Origin of the sequence: Sphingobacterium kyonggiense, assembly GCF_039536825.1 — a bacterium.
Classification (GTDB): Bacteria; Bacteroidota; Bacteroidia; order Sphingobacteriales; family Sphingobacteriaceae; genus Sphingobacterium; species Sphingobacterium kyonggiense.
Genome location: NZ_BAAAZI010000006.1, coordinates 705077 through 726162 on the forward strand (window position 1 = coordinate 705077; position 21086 = coordinate 726162).

17 protein-coding genes and 1 pseudogene are annotated in these 21086 nt (G+C 35.6%); 11 read left to right on the plus strand and 7 right to left on the minus strand.

The window, feature by feature from the left end; translation table 11 throughout:
• Window positions 1–58: 58 nt before the first annotated feature.
• Together ABD676_RS07940 and ABD676_RS07945 are read right to left on the minus strand one after the other, a co-directional pair.
• The gene (locus tag ABD676_RS07940) at window positions 59–1342 is read right to left on the minus strand and encodes a sensor histidine kinase (protein WP_344674064.1); all 1284 of its coding nucleotides are present in this window, start codon (window positions 1340–1342) and stop codon (window positions 59–61) included.
• Window positions 1342–2013 carry a response regulator transcription factor gene (locus tag ABD676_RS07945; RefSeq protein WP_344674065.1) on the minus strand — a complete coding sequence of 224 codons (672 nt, stop codon included), beginning with the start codon at window positions 2011–2013 and terminating at the stop codon, window positions 1342–1344. The genes ABD676_RS07940 and ABD676_RS07945 overlap by 1 nt, the downstream gene beginning before the upstream one ends.
• Window positions 2014–2156: 143 nt before the next feature.
• Here ABD676_RS07945 and ABD676_RS07950 point away from each other — a divergent pair, with 143 nt between their 5' ends.
• A complete protein-coding gene (locus ABD676_RS07950; RefSeq protein ID WP_344674066.1) occupies window positions 2157–2678 on the plus strand; it encodes an O-acetyl-ADP-ribose deacetylase in 522 nt (173 codons plus the stop codon).
• Window positions 2679–3112: 434 nt separating this feature from the next.
• Complete coding sequence (locus ABD676_RS07955; RefSeq protein ID WP_344674067.1) at window positions 3113–3412, plus strand: hypothetical protein; 300 nt, start codon at window positions 3113–3115, stop codon at window positions 3410–3412.
• 556 nt (window positions 3413–3968) lie between these two features.
• Here ABD676_RS07955 and ABD676_RS07960 read toward each other — a convergent pair.
• Both ABD676_RS07960 and ABD676_RS07965 read right to left on the minus strand, forming a co-directional pair.
• Window positions 3969–4589, minus strand: a complete 621-nt coding sequence (locus ABD676_RS07960; RefSeq protein ID WP_344674068.1) for a hypothetical protein — start codon at window positions 4587–4589, stop codon at window positions 3969–3971.
• 113 nt (window positions 4590–4702) lie between these two features.
• A complete protein-coding gene (locus tag ABD676_RS07965; RefSeq protein WP_344674069.1) occupies window positions 4703–5614 on the minus strand; it encodes a hypothetical protein in 912 nt (303 codons plus the stop codon).
• 228 nt (window positions 5615–5842) lie between these two features.
• On the opposite strand from ABD676_RS07965, the gene ABD676_RS07970 reads away from it, so the two are divergent.
• The 3 genes from ABD676_RS07970 (at window position 5843) to ABD676_RS07980 (ending at window position 8931) form a co-directional block, all read left to right on the plus strand.
• Window positions 5843–6487 (plus strand): hypothetical protein, encoded by a 645-nt coding sequence (locus ABD676_RS07970; protein ID WP_344674070.1) that lies wholly within the window; start codon window positions 5843–5845, stop codon window positions 6485–6487.
• 333 nt (window positions 6488–6820) lie between these two features.
• Window positions 6821–7705: a DUF3078 domain-containing protein gene (locus tag ABD676_RS07975; RefSeq protein WP_344674071.1), complete on the plus strand. Its 885-nt coding sequence runs from the start codon at window positions 6821–6823 to the stop codon at window positions 7703–7705.
• Window positions 7706–7848: 143 nt separating this feature from the next.
• Window positions 7849–8931 carry a hypothetical protein gene (locus tag ABD676_RS07980; RefSeq protein WP_344674072.1) on the plus strand — a complete coding sequence of 361 codons (1083 nt, stop codon included), beginning with the start codon at window positions 7849–7851 and terminating at the stop codon, window positions 8929–8931.
• A gap of 54 nt (window positions 8932–8985) precedes the next feature.
• Here ABD676_RS07980 and ABD676_RS07985 read toward each other — a convergent pair whose 3' ends face one another.
• The 3 genes from ABD676_RS07985 to ABD676_RS07995 all read right to left on the minus strand — a co-directional run bounded on the left by ABD676_RS07985 (window position 8986) and on the right by ABD676_RS07995 (window position 12304).
• Window positions 8986–9231: a hypothetical protein gene (locus ABD676_RS07985; protein WP_344674073.1), complete on the minus strand. Its 246-nt coding sequence runs from the start codon at window positions 9229–9231 to the stop codon at window positions 8986–8988.
• 167 nt (window positions 9232–9398) lie between these two features.
• Complete coding sequence (locus ABD676_RS07990; RefSeq protein ID WP_344674074.1) at window positions 9399–10898, minus strand: sulfatase-like hydrolase/transferase; 1500 nt, start codon at window positions 10896–10898, stop codon at window positions 9399–9401.
• Window positions 10899–10909: 11 nt separating this feature from the next.
• Entirely contained in the window at window positions 10910–12304 is a 1395-nt protein-coding gene (locus ABD676_RS07995) for an alpha-L-fucosidase (protein ID WP_344674075.1), read from the minus strand.
• A 448-nt stretch (window positions 12305–12752) separates the two neighbouring features.
• On the opposite strand from ABD676_RS07995, the gene ABD676_RS08000 reads away from it, so the two are divergent.
• The 6 genes and pseudogenes from ABD676_RS08000 to ABD676_RS08025 all read left to right on the plus strand — a co-directional run.
• Window positions 12753–14069, plus strand: coding sequence for an IPT/TIG domain-containing protein (locus ABD676_RS08000; protein WP_344674076.1), 1317 nt, complete (start codon window positions 12753–12755; stop codon window positions 14067–14069).
• A 68-nt stretch (window positions 14070–14137) separates the two neighbouring features.
• A complete protein-coding gene (locus ABD676_RS08005) occupies window positions 14138–17224 on the plus strand; it encodes a SusC/RagA family TonB-linked outer membrane protein (RefSeq protein ID WP_344674077.1) in 3087 nt (1028 codons plus the stop codon).
• An 11-nt stretch (window positions 17225–17235) separates the two neighbouring features.
• On the plus strand, window positions 17236–19191 hold the full coding sequence (locus ABD676_RS08010) for a RagB/SusD family nutrient uptake outer membrane protein (RefSeq protein ID WP_344674078.1): 1956 nt from the start codon (window positions 17236–17238) through the stop codon (window positions 19189–19191).
• A gap of 11 nt (window positions 19192–19202) precedes the next feature.
• Window positions 19203–20060 carry a BT_3044 domain-containing protein gene (locus ABD676_RS08015; protein WP_344674079.1) on the plus strand — a complete coding sequence of 286 codons (858 nt, stop codon included), beginning with the start codon at window positions 19203–19205 and terminating at the stop codon, window positions 20058–20060.
• A gap of 293 nt (window positions 20061–20353) precedes the next feature.
• The gene (locus ABD676_RS08020; protein ID WP_344674080.1) at window positions 20354–20731 is read left to right on the plus strand and encodes a transposase; all 378 of its coding nucleotides are present in this window, start codon (window positions 20354–20356) and stop codon (window positions 20729–20731) included.
• Window positions 20728–21086 (plus strand): annotated as a pseudogene (locus ABD676_RS08025) (hypothetical protein); the annotation flags it as partial. The gene ABD676_RS08020 and the pseudogene ABD676_RS08025, both read left to right, overlap by 4 nt.

A 21086-nucleotide genomic window follows, 5' to 3' on the forward strand; every position in this document is an offset into this window, starting at 1 on the left:
CATCAAATGTCGTGGTCAATTTGGGAAAGAATTAGGAATAGCATGGAATAGTTTGAATTTATTTCACTTTTTTTAAAATAAATTGATGATTCCCCTGCTCAAAGGCATAGGCAATTGTTAAATCATTTGTTTTGTCAACAATAGATTTGACGATGGATAAACCTAAACCATTAGAATGGCTATCCTGGCTACCTTTATGAAATCTTTCAAATATATAATTCGGATTTAACGCCTCATTTAATCCGATATTCGAAATAACCAAACGATCAGACTTGGTAAGAATAGTTATCTCGCCATCATCTTGATTATATTTAATAGCGTTTCTAATCAGATTGGAAATTAATATCGTCGCTAAATCTGGATTCATAGAAATTAGGAATGTTCCTTCTTCCTTTAAATTGACTCTTAGATTCTTATACGTGTACAGCTCCTTAAATTCTTCTAATAGTGTTTTCAAGAGCTGGCTGAAGTTCACTTCTTCCTCTTTATTATATTGATTGTTATCAATTCTTGAAAGCATTAATAAGGACTTATTTAAAGCCACCATTCGGTGTAAGGATTGCTTAGCTTCAGACAATTTGATTAGTTGTGCTTCTGATAAGTCAGCGTCCTGCAGTAACAATTCCATCTTCCCAATACTGATAGCTAAAGGAGTTTGAAGTTCATGAGAGGCATTTTCCAAGAATCGTTTCTGGTCATTAAAGACTTGCTCATTTCGATCTATCATTCGATTAATTTGAAGATTTAGCTCTTCAAATTCTTTTACTTGACTTTTAATCGGATTGAAGCTCTTATCGTCAGCAAATCGATATTGATTTAAATTGGCTAATGTATCTTTAAATGGACGCCACGCTTTTCGTAGTACAAAATGGTTAATTAACAAGATACTGATAACGATGACCAAATATAAAACAGATAAGGAAATCGCTAGGTTAATTAAAAAATCATCTTCTTCCACTGTAGAGGTTCTGATCTCCAATAAATAAGCCTGACCATCCTTGCCATAAAATCCAGTGGTTAGGATTCGATATGGTTCTTCTTCCTCATCATAAGGCATATAAATTAGCTTTCTGGAGAATTTGTTTTTATCTAAATCCTCACTAGGCTTCGTGTTGCTTATTCTAAATTGATTAATTCCGTACGTTCTACTGTTATTTATTAAATCGGGATCATTGAATGCCTCCCGGATAATTTCTATTTTCTGATTTTTAAGACCATCATCGATATTGTCGTAGACCTCGTCCATAAGAAGGGCATAGAATAGGAGCGCCCAGACTGCCATGATGATTAAGATGGCAAACGCTAAGTATCGGTTGGTATAGTTTCTTACGGAAATAGCCATTATACGAGTTTATAGCCAACACCATAAACAGCTTGAATATCTGCTCTGGCAGAAGCATCCTTAAGTTTACGACGTATGTTTTTAATTTGTGAGTAAATGAAATCCAAATTATCGGCTTGATCTACATGGTCTCCCCAGACAGCTTCTGCTAAAGTAGTCTTTTCCAATAGCCGCTCAGGACGCAATAAGAAATAATAAAGTAAATCAAACTCTTTGCGGTTTAAGGTAAGCGGATTGGAGTCTACTAATACGATCCGGTTCTCCGGATCTAGTTTGATGTTTTGATAAGAAATCAATCGAGAACCCTCTTGGGCATTACGGCGAATAATGGATTTTATGCGTGCTAATAATTCGGTGAAATGAAAAGGTTTAGCCAGATAATCATCGGCACCAATCTCTAACCCCAATACTTTATCCTCAACAGAATCCTTAGCAGAGAGAATCAATACAGCATGCTTTTTACCGGTTTTTTGAAGTTCCCGCAGGATATCCAAACCGTTTCCTCCTGGTAGCATAATATCGAGTAGAATACAATCATAACTGTAGTTCATAGCCTTATCTAATGCTGTTGGAAAATCAACTGCGGTTTCTACCAGGTATTGCTCAGATTCCAAGAATTCTTTAATATTCTCTTGTAGAGCTAATTCATCTTCGATAATAAGAATCTTCATGTCATTTAAAATTACGATATTAAGCTATAATTCTGGAAAGAAATGGGAATTATCCTATTTTAGGTAAGGTTCTTGTATAAGAAATAGTTGAGAATAACATATTGTAAACCAAAAATAAATCAATATAGAAAGGGGAGTGCCGAATGGGAGCCAAGATTAAAGTAATTTTAGGGGATATAACCAAGGTTCATGCAGATGCCATTGTAAATGCTGCAAACACCTCACTTTTAGGTGGAGGAGGTGTAGATGGAGCCATACATCGACATGGTGGAGTCCAAATCTTGGAGGATTGTCGAAAGATAATTGCTAGGCAAGGTGGTTGTCGAGTAGGAGAGGCTGTTTATACCACTGCAGGTAATTTACCGGCAAAGTATGTAATCCATACCGTTGGACCATTCTGGAAAAACGGAGAAATGCAAGAAAGCTATTTTTTAACGAAATGCTATCAAAATTCCTTAAAACTAGCAGACGAATTAGCGTGTAAGACAATTGCTTTTCCTAGTATCAGCACTGGTATTTATAAGTTTCCTAAAGATTTGGCAGCACAAATTGCCATAAAGGCAATCTCTGACTATATGGCTTCTAACTCTACAATTGAAGAGGTTATTTTAGTTGCCTTTGAAGAAGAGGATAAGGATATTCTAAACAATGCTTTAACATCTTAATAAATTAAGCACCCAATAATAAGGATTCCACTCCTGTAAGTTATGAAAGCTAAATAATTGATGTTTAGACATTTATTAACTGTTTAATGTTTTGGTAATTAAATTTGTTGTTTTTCGCGTAATATTCAGATGTAATGTGTTAAATTTGCCTAACTTTATTGTGAATTTTTAATAAAGCAAAGATATTCTGACCGAATCTTAACAGAAATAACAACATGCAACGGAATCGTTTTGTTCCAACCCTTGAAATTCTCCTTCAAAAATTGTTGATACCAGCAATGATTATAACGCTTTTGAATTTTCTTCTTTACGAGATAACAATCATTCCTTTGTACATTATTATCCTGTTGTATGTATTTGCTATGTGTAGCTATTTTCTGTTAAAAAGCAGTACTCGAGAGCGATTAGGTAGTTCACTGGAGGTATGGACCTCTATGACCGTAATAATAGGTGCTTTCTTAACTTTTACATTATTAGGATTCAATTACTTGTTTTCTAACGCAGAGACACATGCACAATCCTGTAAAATAAAACAACAATTTCCACTTCGATTGATGAACCAGGAGGAATCTGAAATGACTGCTATTGCTTATGCAGAGATCACCAAAGGTCAACATAAGCGATTATTAATTCTGAATGAAAGACTAAATAGTAAGAAGGAGGTAGACTCTGTCAAGTTTAGGTTATCTCATGGATTCTTGAATTTTCCGATTATTCGGAAAATCATCCTTTAATTAATCGAAATCACAACAGTTACTTATTATGCATTTTGATCCTAATAAAGGTTTGAGATATGGTTATAAAAAAAACTCCTAAAGCGGGGAGCTCCAGGAGTTTTAACTAACCAATTATTAACCTAAATTATGAAATTTGATAAGTATTATTCAATGTCTGTGCCGAAAATAAGTTGCCTTTTCATTTTAACGTATTTTTAACACTTTATTGTTGATTCTCGATATAAAAATAGAATTGTATTTCATTGTCATCTATAAAAACATTGGCAGCTTTTGGCAAAGTGTACTTTCTGTCACCTGACATGTGTATGATTTGAAGAATATATTTCTTCAATCTGTTATTTTTCCTTGAAATTATTTCCATAAAAAAAAACTCCTAAAGCGGGGAGCTCTAGGAGTTTTTAACTAACCAATTATTAACCTAAATTATGAAATTTAGAAAGTAATATTCAATTAGTATGCCAAAAATAGTTTTGTTATAACAATTCTTTAAAACCAATAATATCTGGGATGATTTTGTAGCGAATAAACTACAACTATATGTAGCTAATCTACTTTAAACGATCAGATTACCTTTACCATAACTGTAATCTTCAATTTTAATTGGACATTTCTGATAAAGTTGCAGGTTATCCATTGTGGAATAATTGTCTTTATCTAAGGTGAATTTCAATTGAAAAGTGTCATTTTTACCTGTACAAGCATATACATAGTTTCCTGGTCCTTCCTCTTTTGGGATATAGATCATGATATTTTGATCAATGAGGTGTTCATTGAGCCAATATTCACAATCAGGGTTAGATAACCAGCCTGTAATGGTCCCTTTATTTGAAAGTTTGTTTACAAATCTTAAATAATTAATCAAATAACAGAAATGCTTAAATGAAATATCGTAGGGAAAGATTAGGAGGTTGGTTTCAGGGTTTATGCGGATAAGATTAATGATTACTTGAAATTTATGTTTATTAAATTCCTGGCAAAATTCTTCACAAGCAATTCTTACATCATTATTTATTGGCCCTTTAATTAGAATTACCTTATTGTTATTTTTTGTTTTGAAGTCTTCCTCATTGAATTTGAGACCAGGTTTTTTAGAATTTGTTGGTTTTAAAGTTTTTACAATAGTAAAAATTACGATTAGTACTATAAGGATGGTAACAGCGCTAAACAAGGACATAAAATAGTAATGGTTAGATTTTTTCGAACAGAATTATCTTAATTCTCGGTCGTAAATCTATATATTTTATTCCTATTTTTTCACTTCTTTTTCTTAAAATATTAATTATTTATTTAATTGATTAATTCCATGAGTATCAGGTCATTAGTTTTGTTGGTTTCTTCTGCTGAAGTAGATTCAATTACACGATTAAATTCAATACATTTGAAAATACCAGATCGATAATCAAAAATCATATTTGACCTATCTAGTAAACTGAATCCAATCGAGTCTTTATCCATTGTTTCACTATCCATTACTTTAGCAAGCTCTTGGATTGTTGTTATAAATTCATTTAATGATTCCGGATCAAACATAGCTTCTTGCTTAATTAGGATGGTTTGCTTGCTCGTGTCTATGCTGTCTAACCAAGTTATGGTATTGATGACTATTCTATTGTCTGGTAAAGAATTAAAGTTCTTTTTCTCAGACCTGCTTTGGGGAATGCCAACCTGGTATGATGAACCATAAATCGAATGCAACAAGCCTACCTCTCGAAAAGCTAGAGCTTGTATCATTTCTTTACTTTTAAAGAGTTGAATGATAGCTTTGAATTCTTCTTCATTTATAGCGGTAGATTCTGGGTTTACCTTATCAGCTAGTTTACGAATTTTATCAATTTGTTTTTCAATGGTATTCCCCACTTCCTGCCAATTCTCAAGTCCTGTAAATCCTCCATAAGAGTCCGTCAAATAAACTAAGTCTAGGCTATCCATGTTGTGCATTGGATCTTCAATACTTTCCAATATACCTAAGCTTTTAAAGTTGAATTTATAAGACCATTTTAAACGATAACCAGCATTAAAGCTGTCTAAAACAGAAAGTGTTACGATATAATCACTCTTTACCTCGTTTTCTAGACTATCATTCAAATAGCGCGATTGGGATTTATTGATTTTATATTTCATAACATCGCCAACCTTCCATTTCGGGAAAATATCATATTCCTGACCTTCTTGAGCAAGGGTAATTATTGGAATTACCATAATTAGGAGGATACTGCAGATAACTTGAAGAAAGGATTGTTTTAACATAATATGCTGATAAATGCTTGTCACAATTATAGAAACAATTTTGAATTTTAGAATTATATAAAAGCAATTTTCAGAAAATTATCCGTAAAGAAATTTGAAAAATACCCTATTTGCGGTATTTACATGAAAGGTATTGGTTTATAACTTTGGATTACATTATTAACTTAATTAGTTTGTTTTATGAAAAATTATTTACTGCCATTGCTATTGTGTTTTTTTACGGTGCTGGCAAATGGTCAAACAAGGCCTGGAAAGAAGTACTTAAATGTTGGTTATGTTTCTCAAACTCTTAAGTTGGAGGAAGATACAGAAGGATTATTTGACTTGAAGAGTAAAATTGGAGCGACTTTTAATGCAGGTCGTACATTTTTCTTAACCAAGGCTCCAGTTGCTAAGCTTTTGAACTTTGGTATTGATTGGACTTTTATCGATCTGAATTATACCCAATTTAATCCTTCCTATGAAGATTTAGATGAAGAGGAGTCTACTAAGATCCAAAAGGCAGAGATAGGCATGCAAGTAGGTCCTTCTGTGCATGTATCTGTTCCTGGAGGCTTTTCAGTTTCTGCATATGTGCGTTATGCGCCCAGTTATTCTTTGATGTATGCGGATGAAGAATTTTCAAGTGGATATGCCGGTCTAATGGTTGCTGGATTATCCGCAAATTATACCGCATTTGGTTTTGGTATTGAAAACCGTTGGGGAACTGCTAGTCATAATTTTAAACTAAATGAAGAAACCATTACTGGTGAAGGCGAAGAAGCAACAGCTGCACAGAAATTTAAATTAAGTGGACCACGAGTATTCCTGTCATTTAGATTTTAGTCAATTTTAAAATACCTTGTGAATTAAATACACCCTCTATTAGCAATAATAGGGGGTTTCTTTTAGAAGGTGGTTTCTTTCTATTCCTTGTTGCGTTCAAACCAATTTTCAGTTTGTTACATTAAGTTTTTGTTAATAATTTATGGTTTAAATATTTTCTTAAACCATAAATAGATATTATACAGTTGTTTAAACAATGATTAATCTGAAAATTATATCCCAGACAATCTGCTAAAAATAGTTTAAAGTACTTGGTATTTACTGATACATCTTGTTTTTTAATAGTTTTGAAGAATTTATTTCACAACAATTAATAGTAAATTTTCAAAACGTATGAAAGCTTTAAAAGTAATTTTATTATCCGCTACCACATTATTCAGTGGTTCCTTGATTGCCCAAGAACAAGAAACTGCTGATACTACAAAAACTTGGACTATAAAAGGTGAGAACAGTTTTCTAATCAACCAGAGTTCTTTTTCCAACTGGGCAGCAGGCGGTGTAAACTCCTTAGCAGGCAATTTAATCTTCAATTACGATTTCAACTACAAAAAGGATAAATGGAGTTGGGATAATAAACTTTTGGCTGCTTATGGACAAACGCATCAAAAGGAAACAGGATGGAGAAAGAATGATGATCGTTTTGCCTTAAACAGTTTAGTTGGATTAGAAGCGAGCAAAAAATGGTTATATACCTTCTTTTTAAACTTTAACACACAATTCACCGATGGATTTGAATACAAGGACAATAATCGTGGAGATAAAATATCCGGAGCTTTTGCCCCTGCATTCTTAAGCTTTGGTCCGGGTATCGCTTACAAAGAGTCGGACAATTTTAAAGTTAACCTTTCGCCTATTTCTGCTAGATTTATTATGGTAGGTGATGAAAGTTTAAGAAGCCGCTATTCCGTAGATCCTGATAAGTTCTCTAGAAATGAATTAGGAGCTTCCTTAGATGCTTACTACAAAGTAAACCTTATGGAGAATATCTCTTTGGAGAATATCTTGAAATTATATTCTAACTATTTGCAGGATCCGCAAAATGTTGACGTGGATTATTTGGCAAATTTAGTGATGCAAGTCAATAAATTCATCAGTGTAAATGCTGCTGCTCAATTAATCTATGATGATAACATTGCGGTGCCAAAAAGTAATGGTACACAAGGTCCAGGTCTTCAAGTACGTCAAGTATTAGGTGCAGGAGTAACCTATAAATTTTAATTTTATATCACTGAAATATGAGCCATGTTAATCAAAAACATGGCTTTTTTTATTTGTTTTATATAATTCAACCATAGCATAGTTAGTATACATAATTAGATAGACTGATATTTGAATATATCATCAAAACCTCGATTTATACTATGAAAAAGATATTATTCGGATTTTTAGCATTATCTTATATACTTTCCATTACGTCCTGTAAGAAGGATAAAGACCCCGAGGTAGAACCTGAATATGATGCAGCTTACGATGGTCTGGAGGTATACCTGAGTGGTTACATTCAACCAGAAAATGCAAGTATGCGTGCAACGATTTGGAAAAATGGAAAACCTTCATTCCCTGCGGACCCAAACCATCCAAGTTGGGCCTATGATGTCCGCGTACAAGGATCTGACGTATATGCTGTTGGTTATGTCTGGCGAGAAAATGAAAGCAATAATCAACAAACTGGAAGGGTTCCAATCTTATGGAAGAATGGGAAGAGGCAGGACATCGAAAAATCAGGCGATGTAGAACCAAGAAAGCTTTATATCAGTCCTAGAGATAATATCTATATGATCGGTTATGATTTTGACAATGGTAATCAACAAACCATCTGGAAAAATAACCAACGCATCAATATGGAGAATAGGGGGAGTGATATGGGTTTTCGAGAGATGATAGAAATCAACGGTAGTCTTTATGTAGCTGGAAGTACCCGTATCGGGGCATATCTCTATGCAACAACTTGGAAAGATGGTAAAGTTCAACAAATTAGTTCCATGATATCAACTGGAGATTTTATAGGTTATTATGGTTCGGATATTTATACTTACATAAGTAACGTTCATGAAAGTGATTCTAAAGACCGAGCATTTCGAGTTTTGAAAAATAACTCCTTACAATATAAACTCCCATTATCTAAAGAAGATATTAATAATATTGACCATGCCATTGGTTATATGGAAGGGGAAAATACCTATGTGGCGGCGCAGTTTAGCTATTATCCACAGAAAGAACCTAAAACGATTAAAATATGGAAGAATGGCAAAGTTCTTAGGGAATTAAAGGGAGGAGATTATACTTTAAATAGTTTTGTGGTGAAGAACGATGCTGATTATATCGTTTGTCTAGATTATAAAGACAACAATTATACGCCTAAATTATTCCGCGCAGGTAAAGAATTACCGATTGATTTTGATGCCGGCAAGACGAACAGAATCGAGGGAATTTATGTAAAATAATTTACTATAAATGTGTTCATAAGCAAATACCCTAATCGTTGTGTTAGGGTATTTTTATTCATCAAACATAACATATTTTATAAATACACCATGCTCATTAAAAGCCTCCATATTTTCTTCATCTAGATCAGTTAGGTCAGAATAATTGATAGCGGAATATTCAATTGTATCCATGATTTCCCATTCACTATCTTGAATGAAAAATTCTGCCAATTTATATGCACCAGTTAAATTTTTGAAATCTATATAAGTGGCTGCATAAGCTCCTAATATCTCGCCGAAATAAGTATTGCTCGGCATTGGCTTACATTTAATCTGGAAATAAAACATGGTAATAATTTGGTTATTGGTTATTTGTTGAAAATATCCTTCCAAATTAAGTTAATACCTTGAAAAAGAAAAATACCTCGGAGGAGGTATTTTATAGAAATTAACTTCTTAAATATTATTCTAGTTTTAGGGTTGTTCTATTTTCTCTTTGGTATTGGTGCATTTCGTGCCTCCAATGTATTATGAAGTTCTGTTTTCATCACCGAAATAATTGTTAGTAACTTTTCATCCTGAATCAGGTTATTCTGCTCACCTAAATCTTGACTCAAATCATAAAACTCATAGCTTTCATCACGCATATTCCATATTAGTTTATATTTTCCTAAGCGAATACCTGAGCGGTAGTTAAAACCATCCACATCATTCGTTGTCCATTTATTTGGAATATGGAATATTAATGGTCTGTCCATTGCTGACTTGTCTATTTTGTTGCTTTTTAAATGTCCTAATTGGTTTTGTCCATCCACATATTGGGGTATTTCTTTTGCAGTAATTTTGGCCATTGCTAAAATGGTAGGAAAAAGATCCTCGATGATAACCGGAGTATGATCTCTTTTACTCATTAAATCGCCCTTAACACCTTTCATGATAAAAGGAACACGTATTCCACCTTCATAAATAGAACCTTTGCCCGAACGAAGTGGTTTATTGTGGGTATGTGGGGTGCCAACTCGGGGTGGAGTATGGCTTAAACCACCATTATCACTGATAAATAAGATATAAGTTTGGTCTTTAATCTTTTTCTTCTCTAGGTAATCCATGATATCTCCTAAACTTTTATCCATACTTTCAATCATAGAAGCATACTTTGCTTCATTAGCTGGAAGCCCTTGATCCAAATATTTTTGATAAAAGCGTTTGTCTTCCATCAGTGGGTCATGCAAAGCATAATGGCCTATGTTTAAAAAGAACGGAATCTTATTGTTGATTGGGAAATCTAATGTTTTCAGTGCCTCTCTCGTAAGAGCTTCAGTAAGGTTTATGTCTTGTTTAAAATATTCCTGAAGATTTTCAATACCATGGTAATCATTCGTATTTCTACCGAAGTTTTGTTCGCCCCAATAATGCGCAGGTCGACCTGTGGAAGTTCCAGCGATATTGACTACAAAACCTAAGGAGTAGGGGTTAGAACCAGGTGTGCCTGCCGATGCCCAATGTGCTTTTCCTGCATGTATGGTGAAATATCCATTATCTTTTAATAGCTGTGGAAGGGCTTTTGCAAATACGGTATGCGGAATCCCTTCAACTGGACTCATGCCATTATGATTCCATACAGGCTCTTCAAACTGTTGGTCATCTCGTCCTGTAGGCTGATCTTTCATTGGAGAAGTCCAATTGGTCACATGGTGCCTACTAGCATTCATTCCCGTAATTAAACTGACGCGTGATGGGGTACAAACGGGTGTACTATAAGCATTGGTAAAAGCAACGCCTTCCTTGGCCAATCTTTCCATATTTGGCGTATGGTATCGCGAATTAAAAGCACTTTTAACGGTGTCAAAAGGGTAGGAGGTATCTTGCCAGCCCATATCATCCACCATAAAGACAATGATATTCGCCTTTTTTTGGGCCTGTGCTATATTCGAATGGAATAGGATGAATAAGATGAACAGGAAATAGGTTGTATTGATACGCATGTTTTAATAAATTAATAGATAGAGAAATTGATTATTTTGGGTTGGGCGATTGAATTTAGGACTCGAAGACGGATCTGTGAAGATTGAATAGGTGTCTCTAATTTATGAATAAATTTATTTCCAACCGAAGTTCCTTCCACTATGGTCTTCCAAGTATTCCCTATTTTAGCCTCTACTTTAAACTCCATAATACGATGTCCATGCCTGATATCCTCTTGAATCATGATGTAGCTTACAGGTTGTTTTTTCTTTAGCTTTAATTCTGCGGAAAGACCTTCTATTACAGTTTTTGCTATCGGCTTGGAAAATAGTTCTTTGATAGCTTGACCAAATTCTTCCATTCGTTTAAAATCGCCATCTGGAACGAGACCTTTATCGTCAGGTGTAATTCCCATAATAAGGGTAGCATTCCTCCCAACTGATTTTAGATACATGTCCATAAGTTCTGCTAAGGGATAGACTGCATTTTCATCACCCGGTTCCCAGAACCATTCATGTCTACCTTGTGCACCTCGAAGCGGTGCATCGGCCATTGCAGGGACAAAATACGGACCTTTTGGATCACCATGTTTTAGCAATCTATAGCCATTTTCATAAATTGGCTTAGGAGCTGACTCTCCCGATCCAGTGAAGTTATATGGAAAGGTAGACCAATTTGGATAACCTACTGTCCCTGATTCAGAACCTGCCCAACGAGCTTCTGCCAACTGATCGTTATGATAAAATAGGCAATTCGGCTGATATTTCTGAACAATAGGCAATACATTCGGTGCACCTTTATCGGGATGGCTAGCCCCACCATCAAACCAAATTTCAAAGAGTTCACCATAATTGCTGCATATTTCCTCGACCATACCCTCTACCATCGCATTATAATATTTTTGTCGGTTCTTCTGCATTTCACCAGCACCATCGACTACAAAGTCATGTACACCAAAGAAACTATTCCAGCGAATACCTATATAGAAGCCCGGTTTAATGTCGTGTTTTCGACAGGCATCAACAAAATCTTGTAATAAATCGGCTTTGCCATCCTTAAATTTTAGCTGACTAACATTATATGGGTTATACTTTGAAGGGTACAGCGCAAAACCTGTTTCATGAGTGACAGTTAATATGGCAAACTTTGCACCCATGGCTTTAGCCGATAAAACCCATTGCTCAACATTTAATTGACTAGGATTGAAAATTTGAATGTCTGGAACTGGCACAAGCCTATTTCTAGTCTGATTGTATTTTTTGCCGTCAAATACATGAAGGTCATAATGGAATACAACCCCCAATTCTGCCTGTTGCCAATTGATTTGCCTAGAATTTGGTAATACGATGTTTTGTCCATATCCCACAACTGGTGTCATAATGCTGCAAAGAACAAAAGTTAAGAATATGAAAATGTGATTTTTCATGGTTTAGATTAGTTACTTTTTATTGAATAAGTTTGATGGTTGATGTAGAACAGGTTTTTTAGGAAAGACCGTCTACATAACAAGGATAGAAAAAATAAGCCTAACCCTAAAGTTTATGGCAAAATAATATTGTAATTATTTTCTTACAGCAGCATAATTGGTTTCCAAGTAATCCTAAAATAAATAATGTTCAATAACAACTTTAGGTTATTTAATATTCTGAAAATTTCCTACAACTTTAAATAACAAATACATAGGTAATTTAATAAATTATAATCAACTGTTGGTGTATAGCAATAAGACTATTTGTAGATGAATTTTAAAGGTATGTAAAATAAAACAAACGATTGTGCAATTTATGCAATCGTTTGTTTTAGGGTTGAATTTAGGAAATAAATAAATTATGTATAACTTAAGTCCCGTAATTAACTAACAAACCTAAACCTATATGAAAGATTACCATTTAATCGGTCTCCGATTTAGGAAGAGGATATCCTCTTTTTTTCATCGACAGGATTATTTATTAATCCTATTCAGTGCCATTTTGTTTACATCATCTTGTAAGGATGAAAACTCTGTAGGTTCTACGAATGGAACTACAAGTATTGATAATTTTTACCCAGATTCAGGGGGAATAGCTACAAAATTTATCATTACTGGTCAAAATTTTGGTACGGATTTAAAACAAATTCGTGTCTATTTCAATGAAAAGCAAGCGAAGCTTCTTCAAATCAAGGATAATGCGATCTATGGTCTTGTTCCTAAACAACCAGGGGATGAAAGTGTCATATCCGTTGTAACGCAAGATGATTCCATATCATTTCCTGGCAAAAAATTTAAGTATAACATTGCTTCAAGCGTAACTACAGTTTCTGGAAAAGCGAAGGAAGCTGGGGGAGTAGATGGAACATTAGCACAAGCAACTTTTAATCTACCTAGGTATGTCGGTGTGGATAATGAAGATAATATATTTGTAGTTGATAACCAGATTTACAAATTACGTCTTCTCTCTCAAAAAGAAAACCGCACGCTTACCCTAACTTCTCAATTATCGCTTTCCCAACCTGTTTTCAGTGCTGATAAACGTGTTTTATATTTTACAACAGACAACGATCAATACCTATTCAAGTTTGATGCAGAAACACAATGGATTTTAGAACGAATTGGTAAATACGATAATGCTGGTTACCACCATAGCTTAGCGATGGACCCAAGAAACCCAGAGTATATTTTTACACGTAAAAACTCAGGTCCATTTTTACGTATTAATTTAAATAAACCAAATATTCTAACTACAAAAACGATAGGCGATATTAAACAAGTATCAGGTGGACAGAATGGACATTTGGTTTTCAATCCAGTAGATAATCATTTTTATTGTGCTAATAATGCAGATAATATGATTTATAAAATAAAGGTTGCTGATGACTATAATTCAGCTACTGTAATTCCTTGGGCGGGTAGTGGAGTTGGATGGGCAGATGGTCCTGTTGATCAAGCAAAATTCAATTATCCTCGTGGTATCGCTGTGGATTTAGAGGGAAATATAATTGTTGCGGATCAAAACAACCACTGTATTCGTAAAATCAGTCTTGATGGTATTGTAACGACTATTGCTGGTACTCCTCGTTCAGCTGGTTATGTTGATGGTTTACCTGCTCAAGCCAAGTTTAATCAACCTACTGGCGTGGCGGTGGATCGTAACGATATGATTTATATCGCTGACCAAAATAATCATTGTATCCGTAAATTGGCGATCGAATAATCAATACCTAAACCTTATTTAGACAATTATTAGTTCATAATAATCGAAAAAACCTAAAAAGAAAAAACATGTTTACTAACCTAAATAAATGCTTAAAGGCCACTTTAAGCACCACATTTTATTGCTTCATGATTTTGATGAGTTATGGGCAAACCAGCAGCTCTGACCTGTCGGGAGAGGTGTTGGATGCCCAAGGAGCCAAAATCGCAAGTGTAACAGTAAGTGTACTCACCCAATCAAATAAAAGAACATCCACTGATGACAAAGGAAGATTTGTGCTAAAAGATGTTTCCCTTCCAAATACCTTAATTCTTACCGCTGTGGGTTATGACACCCTACGTTTAGAGGTATTAACGGCATCTCAAGCTCTTCGAGCTGTTTTGCAAGAAAAGAAAGGAGATTTGGAAGAGGTCGTAGTTGTAGGGATGGGAACCCAACGTAAAGTTTCTGTTGTAGGGGCTGTAACTACTGTTGATCCAAAACAATTGCAAAGTCCTTCGACATCAGTGACCAATATGCTAGGTGGCGTTGTACCGGGAATTATCTCCACCACACGTAGTGGTGAACCTGGAAACGACTTCTCCGAATTTTGGATCCGCGGTATATCAACCTTTGGTGCAAACTCAGGTGCATTGGTTTTGATTGACGGGGTAGAAGGGAACCTAAATGATTTAGATCCTTCTGACATTTCTGGATTTTCCATCCTGAAGGATGCATCTTCTACCGCAGTTTACGGAGTACGTGGCGCGAATGGTGTGGTATTAGTAACCACACACAAAGGAGAAGCTGGTAAAATGAATATTACTTTAAAGTCCAATGCTTCTTTAAGCTATTCTCCTCGTATGCCTGAATACCTCGGTGCATATGATTATGCTCAATTAGCCAATGAAGCGAGACAGGTTCGTGGATTGGACCCTCGATACTCTGATATTGAGTTACAAATTATGAAGTATGGAATGGATTATGATCTTTATGCCGATGTAAATTGGCAGGAAGAAATCCTAAAAAAATATACTTTTAATAACCAACATTACCTGAATCTTTCAGGTGGTGGAAAGATTGCGCGATACTTTGTATCCGTAGGTGCTATTGACAAAGATGCTGTGTTCAATCAAGATTTATCTGCTAACAAATATAAAACCAATGTAAATTGGAAAAAGTACAATTTCAGAGCCAATATTGATGCAAATATTACGCCTACTACAGTCTTATCCTTAGGATTAGATGGTGCAATAATCAATCAAAATGCACCTGGTTTTGGAGATAACAATAATGCCTTATGGAATGCTCAAGCTAATTTAACACCAGTTACAGTACCAATTCGATATAGCAATGGAAGTCTTCCAGCATATGGTATCAATGGTAATGAAATTTCTCCATACGTATTGTTAAATCACACTGGGTTTAAGAATTCCAATAGAGGTACTACGAAAATAAACTTTTCATTAGCGCAAGATTTGAATTCGATCACCCAAGGTTTGAAATTCCATGCATTGTATTCTTACCTTACCAACAATGGACACAATATGATCCGACGTAAAATGCCTGACCTTTACAAAGCCTATGGTCGTTATAACGATGGTACTTTGATGATCCAACGTACAGTTTCAGAACAAAGCATATCTTTTGCGAAATCAACATTCTATGATCGGAAACATTATTTTGAGTCCCGTTTAAATTATGACCGTTCTTTCGGTGATCATCGTATTGGTGGTTTAGTTCATTATTACATGTCTGACTTCCAGACATCGACTGCAGATAATGAAATTAACTCCATTCCTAAACGCTATCAAGCTATTTCTGGACGTGCTACTTATTCCTTAAAAGATACTTACTTCTTGGAAGCTAATATTGGTTACACGGGTTCAGAGAACTTTAAACCAGGTGAGCAATTTGGATGGTTCCCGAGTATTGCTGCTGGTTGGGTTCCTACGCAATACAAATGGGTTAAAGAAAACTTGAGTGCATTGAATTTCTTCAAAATCAGAGGTTCTTATGGACAAGTAGGAAATGACCAAATCAGTTCCAGAAGATTCCCATACTTAACTTATGTAAACTTTAACAATGCTGGACGATGGGGGGCAAATGGTTTGACAGAAGGGCAAATAGGCGCAGACAACCTACGTTGGGAAGTTGCCAAAAAATATAACCTTGGATTAGACTTTCAGTTCTTCAACAATAAAGCAGGATTGACTGTTGATATTTTCAAAGATTTACGTGACGGGATCTTCCAAGAAAGACAGTTAATGCCAGTTGAGGTAGGGGTAGTAAATAAACCTTTTGTCAATGTTGGTAAAATGCGCTCGCAAGGTTTTGATGGTAATGCTTACTATAACTTTCGAATCAATAATGATTTAAAAATTACAACTCGTGCCAACTTCACTTTTGCAGAAGGTAAAGTTGTTCACTGGGATCAAGATATTCCAAAATATCCTTATCAATCATATTCTGGTGTACCGCTTGGAATCAATCGTGGTTTGATTTCTATGGGCTTATTTAAAGATTCAGTAGAGATCATGAGTAGTCCAAAACAAGTATTTGGAGAGGTTTTACCGGGTGATATTCGCTATAAAGATGTTAATGGTGATGGTGTTGTAAATGATGATGATATTGTTCCAATTTCTTTCTCCAATACACCGAAATTTCAATATGGATTAGGCGCTTCTGTGGAGTATAAGAAATTCACTTTAAGCTTCTTATTCGAAGGTGTGAGCGATGTTAGTTATTTCTACGGTGGTAATGGCTATTATCCATTTGTAGGTGGAGAAGTAGGTAATATCCTAACTATTGTGAATGATCCAAGTAATCGTTGGATTCCATCATGGTATTCTGGAGATCCATCAACAGAAAATCCTAATGCTCGATTCCCAAGGTTAACTTATGGAAATTCAGCAAATAACAATCGTAATTCTACTTTCTGGCAGGCTGATGGCCGCTATGTACGTCTGAAATATGTGGATTTATCTTATCGTCTATCTTCAGATCAATTGAATTTAAAACGCTTTGGTGTACAAAATATAATCCTTCAGTTAGTAGGGTATAACTTAGGAACTTGGGATAGAGTGAAGTTATGGGATCCAGGACAAGCATCTTCCAATGGTGCTGTATATCCTGTACAAAGGATGTACACAGGTCAAATTACAATAACCTTTTAATCTTGAGAACAATGAAATTAATAAATAAAATACTCGTAGCATCTGGAATGTTTTTAAGTACAGGATTCTTTTCGTCTTGTAGTTACTTAGATATGGATTCTTATTTTAATGATTTTACTCCCCTGGATAGTATTTTCGCTCGTCAGGAATACTTAGAACGCTATCTTTGGGGAACTGCTGGTTTACTCCCTAATGAGGGTGCACTCTATGGATCTTCTTATGGACCATATATGACTGCTGTGGATGAAGTTATGATGTCCTGGAAGAAAGCAGAATATGGTGGTACTTTTCTAACGGCTGATGAAGTAACTCCTTTCTCGACTTATTATAACAATTACGAACGCTATTATCAAGGGATCCGTAAATGTAATACGATCTTAGGTCGAATTGATGAAGCTAAAGATTTAGAAGCTCTAGAAAAACGTGAGATTTTAGGATTGACTTATTTCTTGCGTGGATACTTTTATTATCAACTGATTCAATTATACGGACCAGTGCCTGTTTTACCAGATGATCCTTTAGAGGTTGATGCATCAATAGACAACCTATCCTTCGAACGTAGTACCTATGATGAATGTGTGGACTATATATGTAATGATATGGAACAAGCATTCAATTTCTTAGAGGAAAAACGTGCTGCTGCATTTTTCAACAGACCAACGAAATATGCCGCTGCTGCAGTTATTTCCAGAGTACGATTATATCAGGCAAGTCCTTGGTTCAATGGTAATAAATTCTATGCTGATTGGGTTGGTTCAGATGGAAAACATCTGATTTCTCAAAATTACGATGAGAAGAAATGGGCATTATCTGCTTTGGCATCTTTAAAAATTATTGAGAGTGGACAATTCAATTTACATACAGTTGCAGCAGATGAGAACACCGCTGTTCCTAAAAACACAACCGCTTCATTAGCAGCATTCCCGAATGGAATAGGTGGTATTGATCCTTATAAATCATATGCTGAAATGTTTAATGGAGAAACTATTGATGTACGAAATCCGGAAATTATTTATCCTGCAGCATTAGATCGTAATGCCTTATCTATTACTTTCCCATTACACATGGGAGGATGGAATGGCTTAGGCGTAACTCAAGCATTGGTAGATGGTTATTATACCAATGTTGGTAAGGATTATGAAACTACGGCTGATTACTTTGAACCAATCGGGGCAGATTCAGTTTTCTCTAACTATACCTTAAAAGGAACAGCTGCACGTATGTTCAAAAACAGAGAACCTCGTTTTTATGCATCTATCGGTTTCTCTGAAGCTTTTTGGCCAGCAAACTCATTGACCAATCCTAGTCAGAATCCAGAGGCAAGAACTTACCAGACAATTACTTATTATTCGAATGGTAATACCGCTCCTCAATCATCAAATCCAGAGGATTACAACTTAACAGGCTACACCATGAAAAAGTATACCCACCCAGAGGATAACTTATGGTCGGGAGGCGCAGTGAAAACCAAAACTTTCCCTACATTCCGTTATGCAGAGATCCTTTTAAATTATGTGGAAGCAATAAATGAGTTAAATGGTAGCTACTCAGATGAATCTGCTAGTACTGGGATCGTTTATACGGTGAGTAGGAATACTGAGCATATTGTTAAATATTTCAATATGATTCGATTCCGAGCAGGTCTTCCAGGAATTACCGTTACGGATGCTCAAGATAAAGAACGCATTAGAGAGCTGATAAAAAGAGAACGTTTAGTTGAATTCGCGCATGAAGGTAGACGATATCATGATGTTCGTCGTTGGGGAATTGCTCATCTGACAGAAAATGAACCTGTTCGAGGTATGGATGTTACAAAGAAAAATACAGAAAGAAATTTATTCTATCGTGTGACTAATATTCAGCATAAATATGCTTTTAGAACTTTCACGCATAAGATGTACTTCTGGCCTATCCCAAATAGTGCAATAACTAAGAACAATAAATTAACTCAAAATCCTGGATGGTAAGTGCAAATATTATGAAGACAAAAATTTTAAAATTAGCGCTTTTAGGCTCCGTTTTCTTTGCTGCCTGTGATAAAGCACCTATAGAATCAGAGCAATATCAAAAATTAATTTATTTGGTTGGAGCACAGGATATTACAAGAACAGTAGAATTGGAATATTCTAATAAACCCGTAGAGACTTTTGTTTCGGTCTCTAGCTCAGGTTCTTTAAATATTGATAAGGATGTGCAAGTAAAACTTTCCAATCCCTTATCTATTATTGAAAGTTACAACGATAAGTATTTTGAAGCTGATGATACCGAATCGTTTTTAAAACCAATCAAAACGGAATTATTCGAACTTCCAAACAAGGATAATTTATGGATTAAATCTAGTGAGGAAATTTTTGCAAGACAGGCAATTTTAATTCAAACTGCAAATCTTCATACCGATTCAGTTCATGCTATTCCGATCACGATTGATCACGTTTCGGAATATGAAGTCAATCCTAAATTAAAGGAGTTAATTCTTTTGGTAAAGCTAAAGAATAACTTTTCTGGAAATTATGGAATGTTAGGTACACGTAAGCATTTAGGAAATAATAGTATTGCAAATCTTCAAAAGAATAAGGTTCTCAAAGCAACTGCTATCAACCAACTTCGAATGTATATCGGGGATGTAAGTGAGGTTAATACAACTCGTGATTCCCAAACTGTATTGTTAACAATAAATGAAGACAATACCATTCAAGTAAGTCCTTGGAGTAGTCTGCAAGACGTATCGGGATCAGGAACATATGATCCAGATAATAAAACGATTACATTGACCTATCGTTATACGCTAAATGCAGTAACGTATGAAGTTCATGAAACCTTATCTTATATCAATTAACAATTTGATCATATTTTTAAAGCTTGCTATCAATAGGTAGCAAGCTTTTTTTATTAATAAATCTCACACATAATAGATCAATTTGTTAAAAGTATTCTATAAAATACCGAACAAATTAAAACTTCCTCAAACAAATCTTAATTCATCTATTCTTTCTGAGTTGATGTATTGATTTTCAATAAGCATTCAAAACATCTTTACTTCGAAATCTGTCGTCTTTTGTCTGTTGTCTATTTGTCCGTTCCTGAAAATGGTTTACAAAATCCGAACAATTAAAACGTAAATTTAACGACATGAGTAAACCGACAAAAAAACGTAAAGGAGGGGTTGCCCCAGTTCACAGCGACACCCTGAAGATCCTTGTTGCCAGGGAATACCTAGAGGGTAAGCTGAGCCATTCCGAACTGGCCAGGAAGCACAATCTCAACAGCGAGGCTACCTCTCGCTATTTCCTGAAGTGGTATGAGCAATGGGAAAGTGAGCTGGACCTTGAAGTTCCCACGGACGCTCCAGAACTTGATCTTTCCAACAAGAGCGAGCGCGAGCTTAGGGACGATCTCTTCGAGGCTAACCTGAAGATCACTGCCCTGGAGATGATGATCAAGAAGGCCGAGGAACTCTTTGGTACCGAGATCGGAAAAAAGTCTGGTGCCAAATCGTCCAAGAAATGAAAGTGAGCTTTGGGAATATCTCCCTTGAACGGCTCTGTGGGCTATTTGGCAAAAAACGGCAATCCTTCTATAAAAAGACGGCCAGGGAGCAGGAGACCGAGGTTCGGAGCGGCTTGATATTGAAGCGCGTGGGCGAGATCCGTAAGGACTCCCACCGGATGGGCTGTATCAAACTGCGGAGCATCCTGCTTCGCGAGATGGGCGAATCCATGGTGGGCCTGGGAAGGGATTCCTTCTTTGCCCTGATGCGGGAGAACAATCTTTTGGTGAAGCCCAGGAAACGCTATGTGGTTACCACGCAGTCCCGGCACCGCTTCAAGAAATGGCCAGACCTGGTCCAGCGCAGGCATCCCGA